At 37.8% G+C, this 15,182-nt stretch carries 11 protein-coding genes; 6 read left to right on the top strand and 5 right to left on the bottom strand.

Translation table 11 applies throughout. The annotated features are described in order from the left end of the window. The first annotated feature begins 170 nt into the window (after positions 1 to 170). The 5 genes from UABAM_RS15110 to UABAM_RS15090 all read left to right on the top strand — a co-directional run bounded on the left by UABAM_RS15110 (position 171) and on the right by UABAM_RS15090 (position 5,774). Positions 171 to 2,882, top strand: a complete 2,712-nt coding sequence (locus tag UABAM_RS15110) for a purple acid phosphatase family protein (protein ID WP_173013335.1) — start codon at positions 171 to 173, stop codon at positions 2,880 to 2,882. A gap of 83 nt (positions 2,883 to 2,965) precedes the next feature. Continuing rightward, the gene (locus UABAM_RS15105; RefSeq protein WP_151968839.1) at positions 2,966 to 3,583 is read left to right on the top strand and encodes a macro domain-containing protein; all 618 of its coding nucleotides are present in this window, start codon (positions 2,966 to 2,968) and stop codon (positions 3,581 to 3,583) included. A 4-nt stretch (positions 3,584 to 3,587) separates the two neighbouring features. Continuing rightward, positions 3,588 to 4,469, top strand: a complete 882-nt coding sequence (locus UABAM_RS15100; RefSeq protein ID WP_173013334.1) for an ABC transporter substrate-binding protein — start codon at positions 3,588 to 3,590, stop codon at positions 4,467 to 4,469. A gap of 1 nt (position 4,470) precedes the next feature. After that, on the top strand, positions 4,471 to 5,421 hold the full coding sequence (locus UABAM_RS15095; protein ID WP_151968837.1) for a type II secretion system F family protein: 951 nt from the start codon (positions 4,471 to 4,473) through the stop codon (positions 5,419 to 5,421). A gap of 17 nt (positions 5,422 to 5,438) precedes the next feature. Next, positions 5,439 to 5,774, top strand: a complete 336-nt coding sequence (locus UABAM_RS15090) for a PEGA domain-containing protein (protein WP_151968836.1) — start codon at positions 5,439 to 5,441, stop codon at positions 5,772 to 5,774. A gap of 55 nt (positions 5,775 to 5,829) precedes the next feature. Here the strand turns inward: UABAM_RS15090 and UABAM_RS15085 are convergent, their stop codons facing one another. The 3 genes from UABAM_RS15085 to UABAM_RS15075 all read right to left on the bottom strand — a co-directional run bounded on the left by UABAM_RS15085 (position 5,830) and on the right by UABAM_RS15075 (position 11,852). Next, a complete protein-coding gene (locus tag UABAM_RS15085) occupies positions 5,830 to 8,583 on the bottom strand; it encodes a protein kinase domain-containing protein (protein WP_151968835.1) in 2,754 nt (917 codons plus the stop codon). Positions 8,584 to 8,619: 36 nt separating this feature from the next. Further along, positions 8,620 to 11,328, bottom strand: a complete 2,709-nt coding sequence (locus UABAM_RS15080; RefSeq protein ID WP_151968834.1) for a serine/threonine-protein kinase — start codon at positions 11,326 to 11,328, stop codon at positions 8,620 to 8,622. A gap of 143 nt (positions 11,329 to 11,471) precedes the next feature. Beyond that, positions 11,472 to 11,852, bottom strand: a complete 381-nt coding sequence (locus UABAM_RS15075) for a hypothetical protein (protein WP_151968833.1) — start codon at positions 11,850 to 11,852, stop codon at positions 11,472 to 11,474. A 155-nt stretch (positions 11,853 to 12,007) separates the two neighbouring features. Between UABAM_RS15075 and UABAM_RS15070 the strand changes: the two genes are divergently transcribed. Continuing rightward, positions 12,008 to 13,147 carry an HD domain-containing phosphohydrolase gene (locus UABAM_RS15070; RefSeq protein WP_229759406.1) on the top strand — a complete coding sequence of 380 codons (1,140 nt, stop codon included), beginning with the start codon at positions 12,008 to 12,010 and terminating at the stop codon, positions 13,145 to 13,147. 117 nt (positions 13,148 to 13,264) lie between these two features. Here UABAM_RS15070 and UABAM_RS15065 read toward each other — a convergent pair whose 3' ends face one another. Together UABAM_RS15065 and UABAM_RS15060 are read right to left on the bottom strand one after the other, a co-directional pair. Next, a complete protein-coding gene (locus UABAM_RS15065; protein ID WP_151968832.1) occupies positions 13,265 to 13,642 on the bottom strand; it encodes a response regulator in 378 nt (125 codons plus the stop codon). Positions 13,643 to 13,656: 14 nt separating this feature from the next. Beyond that, on the bottom strand, positions 13,657 to 14,952 hold the full coding sequence (locus tag UABAM_RS15060; RefSeq protein WP_151968831.1) for a sensor histidine kinase: 1,296 nt from the start codon (positions 14,950 to 14,952) through the stop codon (positions 13,657 to 13,659). Positions 14,953 to 15,182: the final 230 nt, after the last annotated feature.

The raw sequence follows: 15,182 nt of genomic DNA, 5'->3' as shown, positions 1-15,182 counted from the left end.
ATATAAATTATATATCAAAAAAAGCAATACATCACGAAATTTATTATTCAGCTTCGCCGTTGAGGTATTGTACAAAATAATCGAGTGCCTTTTGTGATGATTTTTTGTAAAATATGAATGCACTCTTATAAATGGCAGTAGTCAATTTAAAGTTAATTAAGGAAAATTTGATGAAAAACATCCTATGTTTTTTTACTGTTTTGGTTTTGAGTACGCTTTATGCCGATGAATGGACGATTCATCCTGATAAGGTTTACAATTTAGATTTTGCTCCTACCTCATACAATAAGGTAAAACTGCAAATTCCTTTGAAATCGGTGGAGTCTCCTACGAATATTTCTCTAAATCGCATTAAGGGAATTATTGATCCTCCCGCTTTTGGACTGGGGCCTGCAGTAGAAATTGGTCCACAAACGACCTTGAAGAACATTGCGACATTGACGTTACCGTTTGAAGAAGGACAACTACCAATCGCCGATGTTACCATTAACGTATGGTACAAAAAAAATAGGAGTGACCAAGCGACGGTTTTTCCACAAAAACAATTGAAGATAGACTACAAAAAGAAAACAGTACAATTTGAAATAAAAGAGACGGGTATTTATCAAGTGGGAACTTGGCAATCCCTTGCTGAAAATTGGGCACCAGCAAGTTTTAGTTTGCAAAGTCCTTCTCCGGGAAGTTCTTTTGTCTTGGAGGGGCAAAATACCATTACATTTACTTGGCAACAAGCGGTAGACCCAAACCGCGACACGGTAGCATATAAAGTTATATTTGCCCAAGATTCGGAAATGTCGATTCCCATTGCTACTTTAGATTGTGGTAGTGATACTTTTTTGCATGTTTCTGCTTCTACGCTTAAGACGTTACTCAAAGAGTATTTTTATACGAATATTTTTTGGGCGGTAAAGGCTGCCGATGCAAGTGAACAGACTTTATCATTGCAGAGCTATCCGATTACTTTTGAAGATAGCAGCTCACGTGAAATTCCTCATGTGGTGTTTGATTACGGTTCTTCTTGGAAATACAACGATACACAAAAGCTTGACGGCCAAAATTGGCGAGATGTAAGTTTTGATGATAATGCTTGGAAAAGTGGAAATGGTATTTTTGGATTTGGTGACTGGCAAAAGCACAGTCCCGAAACGAAGCTGAAAAGTAGTCGCACAACATATTATTTTCGCAAGAAAGTTACTTTGGACGAGATACCAGAAGCCATTACTATGCGTGTAAAATATGACGATGGTTTTTTGTGCTATGTCAATGGTAAGATGGTTCATGGGGAAAATGTAAAAGAAAATGCCAAATACGGCGATTATGCAGAAGGAAAACGCGAGTCTATCGCTAATTTTTTTATCGATGGACAGCATTTTAATGTCGGCGAAAATGTCATAAGCATAGAAGTTCACCAGGCGGATTTTCTAAGTTCTGATATTGCTTTTGATGCACGTATGGAAAAAGGACAAAATGCCATTGCCATTACTTGGGGACCATGGCTGACATTACCGATGAACAATAGTGTGACAGTTGTGTGGCAAACAAGCGAACGCGCTCTTTCCGAGCTTCACTACGGTGCAAGCAAAAGTATGGAAAATGTTGTCAAAGGTACTTCGAAAAATAACATCCACAAGCTAGTGGCAACGGGTCTTATACCTGGACAGCGTTATTATTACAAGGTTGTTTCGGGAACAGTGCACTCTGCCGCAAAATCTTTTATCGCTCCAACTAGTAAAGACACCAATATTCGCATTGGTATGTATGGAGATAGTCGTACATTTCACTCTTACCACCAGATTGTTGTGAAGTCTATTGCGAAACATAAGCCACACATGATTGTGAATTCGGGTGATATTATTGAAAATGGCAATAAACTCCACGAATGGTATGAACAATTTCTCACCCCTGCGGCTTCATCTATCGATGAAATCCCTTACATTGCCTGTCACGGAAACCATGATGGATCTATTAACGGCAACATGTGGGATTTTTTACCTCTACCACCTAGTGCATCTTCTCCACAGGAAATGTACTATTACAATTTTCGTTATGGACCACTCACAGTAATGGTCATTGACACAGAGGTCTCGTACGAAAAAGGTAGTAAACAATATGAATACATTGAGCGTGATTTGAAAAAGTATCATCGTGATAATTGGCTTCTTGTTGTATTTCATCGCCCTGCATATTCTTCTGGAGTTGGGCATGGTGGTGAAGAGAGTCCTAAAATAGCCGAGGATTTAGTTGTATTGCTCGAACGTTATGGGGTTGATTTTGTACTGAGTGGACACGATCACTTTTACGAACGTAGTTTTAAAGAAGGAATTCACTATATTTTGTCGGGAGGTGGCGGGGCTCCTTCTACCTTTGGTGGAGTTAGTCTGAATCCATATAGCGTCACATACGATAATTTTGTATTGTGTTACAATATTATGGATATTACTCCTTTCTCTTGCAAAATGCAAACCTTGACACCCGAAGGCAAGGTATTAGATTCCATTTCTATCGATGGACGTAAACCACAAATTGATGTACTACAACCGCGTGGAGCCGTAGAAAAAATAGCGACCAAAAATGGTAAACGCAGCTATTATTTGAATAACAATGATGCGGCATTTACTGCCAAGCGTGGGGAAGTATTTCGCATATATTTTCGTACCAAAGATTTAGATAGCGATGCACGTGTCACATTATCTCTTGACAACGATACCAAAATGGGAAATACTACAACTATTGCAGAAAATCTTTCTGAAGATACACACCATTACTATGACTGGCAAGTTCCTGAAGATTTCACACCAGGAAAATATTACATTCATGCTAAAATAGACGATGGTAGTAATCACAGTGAAGATTACTCTCATTTTTACATAGTGGTAGAATAAGGTTTTGTAGTAACTTTGAAATAAGTTTCAAATAATGAGCGCTTCATGCGCTCTTGATCAGCCTTTTTTCGATGAGGTTCTACATGAGATTTATATTAACTAGTCCTGATAAAAAACTATATGAATGTTTGAAGCAAAGGTTTGACGATTGCCCTGAAGTAGAGGTTGTGCAACGTTACTTTGAAGAAATAGAGCACTTTGATTGCATTATCACTGCGGGTAATTCATTTGGTTTGATGGATGCAGGAGTAGATAAGGCTGCCGTTAAGTTTTTTGGTATGAAGTTGATGGAGCGTATTCAGAAAAAGATTTTGACGGATTATTTAGGTGAACAGCCTGTGGGAAGTTGCATTATTGTGGAGACAGGAAACTATCGTCATCCGTTTGTGGCCCATGCCCCGACGATGCGCGTTCCGATGAATATTTCACGTACAGATAATGTTTACGTTGCGTTGTGGTCATCTTTGATTGCGGTACACAAACATAACTTGTCACATGAAAAAAAGATTGAGACTCTTGTTTGTCCAGCTTTAGGGACAGGGACGGGAGGCATGGGGATTGTCGAAGCCGCATTACAAATGCACTTGGCTTACAAAAATTACAAGAACCCGGTAAAAGCGATCAATGGTTCCATGGCTCAAATGCGTCATGAATCCATTCACTATGGCGGTAACTGGGGTTTTCAAAATCCTAGAAAGTAAAAAAATGAAATGGATAGGCATTCTTTGTTTGTTATTATTTTTGGGATGTAATGAACAATCACAAAAACAACTTCCCGTGTCTGTTGAAGGTTATCCTTTACAAATTACAGACGCTCACAAACAAGTCATAGAGATAACTGCTCCACCGCAAAAAATCGTTGTCGCGGGGACAGCTCTCTATGCTCAAATTGTTGATGATTTACAAGCAAGTAAAAAAATCGTGGGGCTTACGCAGTCGAAAAATGTTCCTGCTAAGTTGCAAAAAATTACCTCTGTGGGGCAGCCTTTGCGACCCAACTTGGAGAAAATCATTTCCCTACAACCTGATGTAGTGTTTGGTGTCAGCAACGATATACGTCACAAATTGCAACAAGTAGGTATTCCGGTTTTTATTGCCGGTGAGCCACCGTATGGTGTTATTAATTCTCTTTTGAGTTTACATAAGGCCATTCGTGATATGGATCGCATATTACATGGTAATACGAAACAATCTGAACATTTGATCCAAGAAATGCAGGCAAAAATAGATAGTTACGAAGAGAAGGTCACAAAAAAAGTTTCGGTTGCGGTGGTGTATTTTTCTACGCAAAGTACTCCGTATGTTGTGGGAAAACCCAGTATTGAAAGTGAGCTACTCGAAAAAGCAGGTGGGCAAAACGTTTTTGACAAGTCGGGTTCGATCAGTGTGGAGGATCTAATTAAAAAAAATCCTCAGATCATTTTTACGGACCCATCACAAATCGAGGTCGCAAAACAGAATCCTAATATGCAGAAGCTTCAAGCAGTCGTGAACGGACGATTAGTTGCGATAAAGGCATCCAGCTGGGTTTCTACTAACTTAGCGCAAACATTTGCGAAAGTTGTCGCTGCGGTTCAAGGAAAATAAAATGAAAGCAACACGTGCGCAATTGTATTTTCGTTTAGCAACACTTATTGAGACGGGAATTGCCATTCCAAAAGCGTTCAAAATTGTCGCAGAAAATTCAAAAGACAAAGGATTTCTTCTTGCAGCAGACGCATTACAACAAGATGGCGATTTGCAAAAAGCACTCATTACAACCAAGGCTTTTTCCTCTTTAGAGATTGCTTTGAGTATTACTGGCGAAAAATCGGGAACTTTACCCGATATTTGGCGTTACCTTTCGGAGTATCATGAGAAAAGAGCAAGGCGCATTCGGCAGTGGATTTCAAAACTGTACTATCCTGCATTTATGGTGCATGCAGGGATTGTTGTTGGGAGTGCTCCCATGCTGATTTCTACCGGAATGAACGCTTTTTTGACAACGGTAATGATCAGTCTACTTTCTTTATATTCCACCATTCTAGTTCCCATAATTATATTCCACATAGCGCGCAGTTATTCGGAAAGTCGTCGCTATGTTGATTATGCCCTAGTAAACATACCATTTATTAGTAAAGTTTTAATCTACATGCACACATCTTACGCGTTTACGATTATTCACGGTATGTACTATAGTGGTATCAATATTAAATCGGCTTTTAACCAAGCACAACACTCCATCTCTTTTGTGCCTCTACAGGAGGCCCTAGGGAGAATTAAGGATAAAATTAGCGCAGGCCAACTGTTGGCAGATGCGATGCAAAACGAAACGATTTTTCCGCGTGCCGTTTACGAGGCAATTCTCGTCGGTGAAGAAGCCGGAAAGCTGGATACTACATTGAAGAAGATGTGTGAGTTTACCAATGAAATGTCCTCTGATCTACTCGATTGGATGATTCGCATCGTTACTGGCATTGTTGTTGGACTTGTGATGTTGTGGATTGTTGTGCAAATTTTTGCTTCCTTTGGTGGCTATGTTAGCGCCATAGGACGCTAGAGTAAAAGGCTAAATAAATGATACGTATACTAATAATAAGTTGTTGCCTTTTGTCGCTGTACGGGTGTAAAACATCTGTTGTTATCCACTCCGAACCTGGAAAAGCGGTTGTGTATTCGGAAGGCAAAAAAATAGGTGTAACTCCATGTAAATTGGATGTAGAATTTTGGAGAGAGTACATCACTTTTAGCATCGAAAAAAAAGGTTACATAACGCAAGACCATTTTATTGTACGGCGTTTTCTCGACGGTACAGGAGGCTTTTTTACCTTGGGTTGGCCTGAAGATGTTCATTACCGTTTAATGAGTAAAGAAGAACAAGATCGTCGTCGTAGATGGTTGAAGATGGAGTAACTTGCTTTTACTAAGAGGAAGTGTAACCTCACTTTCTCTTAGTATGGTTTTGTTTTTATTTTCGCGTATATGTAACGGTTCCTGCCCCATCAAGCATACTTTGTGGATTAAGATAAGCAAAAAACGATTTACCGTTAATAATAAATTGCTCTGAGTATCTACGAAAGTATTTAGGATCACGTCCGAAACCGTCATTAATACCATAACTATGGTTTTTTGTACTGTCTTGTAGATGTAAGTCTTTGAAAATTCCATTTTCGAATGTAATGTTTCCGGTTTTGATAGATACTTGGTCCAGAAATGTAAATTTGGTTGTTGTTGCCTCGATTTCTTCCTTTCCTTTTCCCCTCAATTTTTCTGGGTTGTAAGAAAAAGATCCTTGGTAGGTGTTGCCTTGTAAACTTCCTGACACAATATTTACTTTGAAATCGTAATGTACTAGCTTTGTTTGGTAGGCGTATAAATATCCGTCTGTGCTCCCTACATATATGGTTTTTTCGTAAAACGCAGGTGAAGAGTATTCAAAGTAATTTTTTGTCGTTTTTTTTACTTTATGATACAAAGTGGTTTTTTGTGTGTTCATATTTACTGAGCAAAATGAAGTTTCGCTACTGATAAAGATATCGTCGCCAAATATTTGTGGCGATGACCCTACTTTTCCAATATTTTCAGCCTCAATGATTTGTTTTATTTTGCGTTTTGCTAAGTCGATGATGTGTATATATCCATCGTTGTCGACAATTGTTATGGTATTGTTATCGCAAATACCTGTTCCCCCTATATAGTGTTGTAGTTTGCATTGCCAAAGTTGTTCGCCATTTTTGGCATTGAGAGCATGAAAGGTGTTCCCTGACGTAACATAAATGGTATCTTTTATGACAATGGGAGAACTATAACAACGGCGTTGTATACGTGTTTCCCATAAAACATTGCCTGTTTTACAGTCCAAGCACAGAACCTTACCCGTGTATTCTGTAAGAATAATGTAGTCTTTATAAAATGAAGGGGAACTATAGAATTCGTCTTGGTTTTCGCTTTGGTAACGCCATATTGTTTTTGCTGTTTTTAAATCGATAGCATAAACGTTTTCCATATCAGTGTTGACATAAATAATGCCATCTTTTAACAGCGGAGAAAAACGTTGGGGTTGTCCCAAAAAACAGTGGAATAGTTGTTTTCCCGTATAGATATCTAAACCATATAAACTTCCGCTTTTATTGCCAAAGTATATTATGTTGTCAAAGATAGAGCCATAACCGCATATTCCATCTGAAGATTTGAATTTCCACAACAGTTTTCCATGTTTGTCTACGCAATAGAATATTCCACTTCTATCTCCGAAAAAGATGTGATGTTTAAATGCTAAAGGAGAAAACGTAACAGGAGAATCCTGTGTGGAAAATTTCCATTGCAATTTTAAAGGTGTTATTGTATCTGGTTGGGTTTTGGCCAAGCGTTGTACATTTTCTCGAAATAATATTGTGTTTTTTTCTTGGGTGCGTGTGAGTTTTCGTTGTAATTTGTAATATTGTCCCGAATTATGTAGGAAAGTAATGTCGATGGTATTTTTGCCATAGTGTAGTAAAACTTCTTGAGTAAATTGTGTTTTTCTTTGATTCCAAGGTATTCTTTTTTCATGAGTATGTATTTCTACAATTCCAGGGGGTAAGGATATGGCTAATGAAATGACACCTGTTGATAAGGAAACGGTTTTTGACAAATTATTTTGCAGGAACGCCGGAGAAATAACTCTAATGTTGTTTTCTAATGAGCTTTGACGGAAAAAGTTAGAGGAGAAAATCCCCAACAATAAGGAAGATAGCGCCACGGCTAAATATGTAAGGATTGTCGGCCTTTTATTTTTAGAGGTTAAAGCTTTTTGTTTGCGAAGTCTTGAGGTACTGTGCCCTTTATTTACGTTACGTTTGGGAGTGTTATTGGTACCTACTTTGGGAGTTGTGCCGTCACTTGTGATATCACGGTTTTGCAACATAAGAAACATGTCGTGCGCGGACGCAATTCTTTGTTGGGGATCTTTTTGTAATGCTTGGGAGAGTACTTTTGACAAAAAAACAACGCTGTGGTTGTTTGTATTCATGCAGGCGGTTAATGGCGGAACTTCAAGACGGAGAACACGATCCATCGTGGAAATGATATTGCCACCATAAAAAGGAGAATGTTTTTGCCAAGAGAAAAATTGGTATAGCATGGCTCCTAGTGCAAAAACATCGGTATTTTTACCAATCGGCATTTTGTCATCGATTTGCTCGGGACTCATGTACTGAGGTGTGCCTATGATTGTATTTGTTTTGGTAATATTTGCTAGCTCACTGTTAATCGCTTTGGCAATACCTAAATCCAGTAATTTTGGTTCTAAGCTGTTTTTTTGAACAATAATATTATCTGGTTTTAAGTCGCGGTGAATAATATCATTTTCATTGAGTGCAGCAACAACATCACAAATTTTTTGTGCGATATGTAACTGTTCTTCCAAGGTGATGGAGCGCGGATGGCTGTGAATGAGTACTTGTAGAGTCATTCCTTCGACAAATTCCATCACGATGAAATAACGGCCTTGTTGTTGAAAAAAATCAAGTGCTGACACTAAGTTGGGGTGTTGAATTTTTTTCATGAATTGGTATTCGCGTTTTATGCGCTCTATGACGTTTTGCGCATTTTCTTTTGGAATACATTCTTTCACCACAACCAATTCGCCAGAAAAAGTGTCTTCGACAAGATACACTTTTCCCATACCGCCTTGGCCAATTGTTTTTTGAAATTGATAGCGATTGTTTAACAAAGATACCATCGTAAATCCTATAAAAGTAAACTTGTACGCGCGCTTTTACCTTTGGGGTGTATACTTTACTTTTCCTGCGCCATTAATACGACCCTTGTACGTATAAGCAAAAAAAGAGTTTTTTTCATCAAAAATAAATTGTTCGGCACTGTTGAGAAAGTGTTTGCGGCTACGACCAAATCCGGAATTAATGCCAAAGTTGAAGTCTTTGTTCGAACCTCCCAAATGTAAATAACGCAATTTACCATCCTCAAATGTAAGATTTCCCAATTTATAGAACGTTTTGCCATGAAAGACAAATTTTGTGGCTTGCGTGGGGATTTTTTCCGTACCTTTTCCTGTTAATTGAGTGGGGTCGTATGAAAAAGACCCGTCGTAGGTTCTGCCGATTAGACGCCCTGAAACAATGTTTACCTGAAAACTGTAGTGCGTTATTTTCCGTGGTTTGTAGGCATACAAAAAACCATCTGCGCTTCCGACATATAGTGTTTTATTGTGAATCGTGGGAGAGGAGTATTCATAATAATCTTGTTTGTTTGCTATGGTATGGTAATTCGTGATCCTTTGTGTGGCTAAATTTAGAGAGTAAAATAAATTCTGACTGTGGATAAAAATGTCGTTGCCGACAATCTGTGGAGAGGACCACACTTCTTGGTCGTTTTTGGGCCGAATAATCTTTTTTACCTCAGGTTTTTTGAGATCGATGATAAATATATACCCCTCATTGTCAACAATGACCATCGTATTACTTCTATGATCATAAACTCCTGTCCCTCCAATTCGATGTTTTTCTGTGGGGGCGAGTCGCCAAAGTTGGTTTCCCTTTTTTGCGTTAATCGCATAGAGTGAGTCTTTGGCCGTAACATAAATGATATCACCGATGACCATTGGTGAACTATAGCATCTCTCTGAGATCTTTGCCTTCCATCGTTCCTTTCCGGTTTTACAATCCAAACAAAACATTTCTCCTAAATATCCTGGAAGTATAATTGAATCCTTGTAGAAGGCCGGAGAGTTATAAAACTCTTGGTCACTGTGGCTTTTATAACGCCATATTTTTTGCGATGTTTTTAAATCAATGGCATAAAAATTTTCCAGTTCGGTATTTACATAGATAACGTCGTTTTTTACCAAGGGAGAAAAGCGCTGTGGTTGTCCTAGGGAGTGATGAAATAGCTGTTGTCCTGTATAAATATCTAAGCCATAAAGATCTCCGCTTCGATTTCCAAAATAGACAATATTGTCGAATACAGAACCATAGCCATATATGCTATCGGAAGATGTAAACTTCCACATGAGTTTTCCTGAATCATCAACACAGTAAAAAATGCCATCTGTATCACCAAATAAAATACGCTCTTTCACTACCAAAGGTGAAAAAGTTACGGCAGATTTTGACGTGGAAAATTTCCATTTTAATTCTAAAGGACTCATGTTGCCATTGTAAGCTTTTCTTAGGCGTTTAGTATTTTTTGAGAATAATACCGAATTGACTTCTTTTGGTCGCTTTAGTTTACGCTGTAGTTTATAGTATCGCCCTGATTTATGGAGGAAAGTGATTTCGATAATGTTTTCGCCAAAGTTCAGTGGAATTTCCTGTACGAATAGAGTTTCTTTTTGATTCCAGGCGATTTTTTTTCCCAAAAATTGTATTTCTGTAATTCCCTGAGGTAAGGAAATTTCTAATGCAATTGTACCTGTTGATAATGAAACCGTTTTACTCTTCTCACCTTTTAAAAAATTAGGAGAGATAACCGCAATACTTTTTTGTAGATAATTGTTTTGTGCAAAAAAAGAATATACATTTGTGCATAAACTGATGCAAAGTACTAACGCAAAAATAATGGGGAAGCGTTTGCGTATAATCCAATCCGTTAATTTTACCATCTTGCGTGACGGAAGTTTTTTAGAGGTGTTTGATGCGCCGCTTTTGCGTAATTCTTTTATTTTACGTAGGTGAGTACTCAATTGTCGAAAATTGCGGTAGCGCATCTCGGGTTTTTTGGCAAGACATTTTAAGCAAACTTCTTCTAAATCGGCAGATATTTTCGGGTTGATTTCTCGTGGTGGAATGGGCTCAACTTGTAATACTTGAAAAATAAGGTTGGCTTGGGAAACACCGTCAAATAATTTTTGAAAAGTCAGCGCTTCATACATCGTCGCTCCCACAGCATATATGTCACTTGCCATTCCCACATTTCCACTAATTTGTTCGGGAGCCATATAGTGAACAGTACCTACAATATCACCTGTTTTGGATAAATTGCTAGTTTCGTCGTTGGTGAATTTGGCCAAACCGAAGTCCATAATTTTGGGAGTGCCATCTTTGGTGACCATTATATTTTCGGGTTTTAAATCACGGTGTAAGATTTTTTTATCGTGAACTTCTTGCAAGCAATCACAAACAGTGATTAGGGTATTTATTAAAAATAATTGTTTGATTTTTTTTTGGGCAATGAGGGCTTTGAGAGTAGTTCCCTCGATAAACTCCATCGTAAAGTGCGGTTGGGGAGTACTTCCGAATTCATAAAAACGCGTAATGTTGGGATGATCAATGTTCGCCATCGCCACGGATTCGTTTTGCAAACGGCGTATGCTTTTTTGATTGACGTTTAGAAGTATTTTGAGAGCGACATACCTTTGTAATTGTAAATCATAGGCTTTGTACACTACGCCCATACCACCACGGCCTAGTTCTTTTTCTATCACATATTTACCAAACTTTTTTTGTTGCGTTGTCGGTGTCGATTCCATAGATTTTCCTAACGAGTAAATAGGTTTGAAAGAGTTGTCTATTATTTGATGAATTTACCGTTTTGTTATTCGTATTTTGATCGGAAGACAATTGCAAATGTTGGTATGTTTTAGCGCATACAATTTGCATGCGCTAAAATGTTTTATTGGCTGAATAAAAACTTCGTTTCGAATTCAAACAACACAGGAGTACATGTTCCTTGGGTAATCGTTTTTTCGATTCCCGTTAGTACTTGACCAACAGCGATGTCGTTTTCTCTGATAAAAGCGCTATCCGTTGGTCTGTCAATTAGTTCGCTTAGTATGTATTGATGGCCTTTATGATCCAGCATTACATGGTAACTTTGTCCAAATGGACGGATTTCGGTGACAGCCATAGAGAATGGTTGTTGATAGTACTCACAAGGCTCTCCTACTTTCGAATCTTGCGACGCTGAAGATGTTGAAGATGTCGAAGATGTCGACGAGTTCAATGTTTCACATGAACTGAGTACGAGACAAATAATCAGTAAAAATTTCCACATAGTAACCTCTTACAAAATATTTCCAAACTAAACTGTATTATGAACACATTATAACATAGTAAAAATATTTTTGAATTGCTAACATAGTCTTACAACTATTAACATAGAATTTTTTATCAATAATTTTATAGTAGAGGTAGAAAAATAGGAGTTTTATGATGAGTGCTCAAGAAAAACTACTTCACAATCACCCTTTAGCCAACATAGACCGCAGTCAACCTTTAAACAAACAGCTACAAGATCTCCATGAGGTTGTTAAACGAAATTTTGCTTTTATCTCGCGTATTGCCGTGGCTTTGTACGATGACAAAATTGGCAATATAAAGACTTTTTTGTCCAGTGGTACGCAAGGGGTTTTGAAGCACTACGAAATATCCCTAAATGAAGTCCCTACCCTAAAAGAACTGGCCAAGGGGGGACAAGTTCGTGTGGTCAATGATTTGGAGCTTTACCAAGGTTCGAGCGAACACACACAAAAAATTAAAATACACGGTTATCGCGCCAGTTATACTTACCCTATTATGGCCCATGATGAATTCTTGGGGATTGTATTTTTCAATAGCTACGAAGCAAATTGTTTTGATGAAGAAAATATATTGGTCATCGGTCTCTATGCCTACATTATTGGGCAAATGATTATGGAAGAAATCTATCGCACACGTAGTCTACTTGCCACGCTAAAAACCGCCTCTAGTTTAATGCACTATAAAGACCCCGAAACAAGTAACCACATCCAGCGTATGGCGCGCTATACACGTTTAATTGCTAAAGAACTTGCCCAAACAAATAAATACGACTTTACAGATGAGTATATTGAGCGCATCTTTTTGTACGCGCCACTTCACGATATCGGTAAAATAGCTGTTCCAGACGAGATTTTGCAAAAAAAAGGCAAGCTGAACGAAGAGGAATGGAAAGTGATGCAAGCACATACCATAAAAGGTCGTGAAATTATTGATAATATTTTTGAGAACCTGGGATTTTTAATTGCAGGTGACGCAGAAATTATCAGATGTATTGCCGAACAACATCACGAAACGATTGATGGTTTAGGTTATCCTCACGGTTTAAAAGAAGAACAAGTTTCTATTGCCGCAAGAATCGTTTCTGTTGCCGATATTTTTGACGCTCTTACCAGTGAAAGACCTTATAAAAAAGCTTGGAGTAATGAAGCGGCGATTGCCCAGTTGAAGAAACTATCAGGCGAAAAACTTGACCGCGATTGTGTTCAAGCTCTCATTGACAACTTAGAAGAGGTCGAGAATATTCAAAAACTTTTTATTGATGAAAACTAAAATGCTCCTATCGCTTTTCTGCCGATGTAAAAATAGAGGCTCTTGCGAAAAGGTTTTGTAAATCCGTGCTGTTTCTAACGGCATGGATTTAGCGAAGTTTTGTCTATTTATCAAAAATTATTTCTGCGCTTGGTAGTTTTCTAGAACTTCCATAAAGTTTTTCATTCTAACGGGTTTTATGAGAAACTCGTCACATCCTTGTTCGATACACTTTTGTTTGATGGATTCCACAATACTACCCGTTACAACCACCACGTAAGACTTTTTCCGCTGTTGTTGCGCATTGATATCGTTTAACTTTTTTAGAAAGGTTATGCCGTCCATCTTGGGCATTTGTAAGTCGGTGATGATTAGATCGTACTCTTTTTGAAAGTATGCTTCTATTGCTTTTTCAGGATCGCCAAAAGAATCAAAATCGTCATATTTGAGGTGCTTGAAGTACGTTTCAAATAATTTTTTTGTGGCACGGTCGTCATCTAAAATCAAAAATTTCATTTCGTGTACCTTGTTTAGTTACTCACTCGCATTTTTATGGAAAAAGTCGAGCCTACTTTTTCTTTGGATTCAACATTGAGTTCACCTTTTAACAACTCGACAAGTTTTTTTGTTAAAGCTAATCCCAAACCGGTACCACCATACTCTTTCTTTATGGTGTCATCCTGTTGAGAAAATTCTTGGAATATATTGGCTAAGTAGCTTTTTTTAATACCAACACCATTGTCCTTGACGGCAAATATTATATACGGCAAACCACTTTCTTCTTGCGAGATAATTTGCACAACAACTTTTCCATTTTTGGTAAACTTCATGGCATTGGAAATTAGGTTAATCATCACTTGGTAAAGGATGGTGATATCGGAGTCGAATTTTGTGTAGTTGCTTTCGTTTTGTAGTACAAATTGATTATTATTTTCTATATTTAGCGTCTTTGCATAGAGTTCAATTTTATTGGCAAACTTGTCTAAGTCAATTTTTTCGAATTTGACATCAATTGTACCACTGTTTATCTTCGAGAAATCAAGAATGCTATTTACAATATTTAAAAGATGCTCACTTGATGATTCGATCACCTTAATTTTTTCTTGAATTTCGTCATTTTCTTGTACAACAGGATCAAACAGCAGAAGGTCTGTATATCCAATAATCGATTGCAAAGGCGAACGAATTTCATGTGACATATTGGCAATGAAGCGATCTTTCACTTTGTTTGCTTCGATTTCTTTTTGCTTTTGGTTATTCAACTCTTGAATCAATGATTTTAGTTTGGCTTTTTCTTGGTAGCCTACAATTAATTGGCAACAAGTACTGGTAATGGGTTCTAGATATTCAACGCTAGCATTGCTGTAGTCTTCTGCTGCATTGGCGATACCAACCATTCCAACAAAACGATTTTTAAGGAAAAATGGAATGCCTAAGTACTTATGTAATGGAGGATGCCCTTTTGGTAAACCTTGTGCACGAGGATCATCCTTGGGGTTATTGCTAATGACGATTTCTTTGTGAATGATCGTATAGCCAAACAAAGTGTTTAAGTTATAGAATTCCAAACCTGTCGGGGCATTTTTGTCGTAAAAATCTCTTGTTTCTTCATTCCATGCGATGTTTGACAATGCATAGGTCTTTAAAAAAGGTGAACCATCTTCTTTATACCGAACTTCACCAATAAAACCGTACTCTGACTCGGTTATTTCCAATAGATAGTTCAGCATCTTGTCGAAGAGAATGTTGGGTTTGGTCTCATCAATATACATTTTTTGTATTTCAGAGATGATTTGTAGTATGTAGTGTTTTTCGCGCTGTCTCATTTTTGTTCCAGATTTCTAATTGATTTTTAGAATAAAGATAACATAAAAAAGGCTCACTTTAAATTGAAAATTTTTGCTAAAGTCGCTGGCTGTGTAGTTATTGTCGCTTTGTTATGGCGACTCGTATTCCTCTATAATCTCTAAATCGTGGTAATAATCGCTCTCTTCTTTTTTTCTACAATTTTCGCAAATTACGTATCCTGTTTCCCCTGGTATTGCAATGATCCTGT

This window comes from Candidatus Uabimicrobium amorphum (genome assembly GCF_009002475.1).
Classification (GTDB): Bacteria; Planctomycetota; Uabimicrobiia; order Uabimicrobiales; family Uabimicrobiaceae; genus Uabimicrobium; species Uabimicrobium amorphum.
This window is presented reverse-complemented; position numbering and strand designations above follow the sequence as displayed.

Coding starts and splice junctions, on each gene's coding strand:
- UABAM_RS15110 (WP_173013335.1), top strand. CDS start 171: ATGAAAAACATCCTATGTTTTTTTACTGTTTTGGTTTTGAGTACGCTT.
- UABAM_RS15075 (WP_151968833.1), bottom strand. CDS start 11,852: ATGTGGAAATTTTTACTGATTATTTGTCTCGTACTCAGTTCATGTGAA.
- UABAM_RS15065 (WP_151968832.1), bottom strand. CDS start 13,642: ATGAAATTTTTGATTTTAGATGACGACCGTGCCACAAAAAAATTATTT.
- UABAM_RS15085 (WP_151968835.1), bottom strand. CDS start 8,583: ATGGTATCTTTGTTAAACAATCGCTATCAATTTCAAAAAACAATTGGC.
- UABAM_RS15070 (WP_229759406.1), top strand. CDS start 12,008: ATGATGAGTGCTCAAGAAAAACTACTTCACAATCACCCTTTAGCCAAC.
- UABAM_RS15095 (WP_151968837.1), top strand. CDS start 4,471: ATGAAAGCAACACGTGCGCAATTGTATTTTCGTTTAGCAACACTTATT.
- UABAM_RS15060 (WP_151968831.1), bottom strand. CDS start 14,952: ATGAGACAGCGCGAAAAACACTACATACTACAAATCATCTCTGAAATA.
- UABAM_RS15090 (WP_151968836.1), top strand. CDS start 5,439: ATGATACGTATACTAATAATAAGTTGTTGCCTTTTGTCGCTGTACGGG.
- UABAM_RS15100 (WP_173013334.1), top strand. CDS start 3,588: ATGAAATGGATAGGCATTCTTTGTTTGTTATTATTTTTGGGATGTAAT.
- UABAM_RS15105 (WP_151968839.1), top strand. CDS start 2,966: ATGAGATTTATATTAACTAGTCCTGATAAAAAACTATATGAATGTTTG.
- UABAM_RS15080 (WP_151968834.1), bottom strand. CDS start 11,328: ATGGAATCGACACCGACAACGCAACAAAAAAAGTTTGGTAAATATGTG.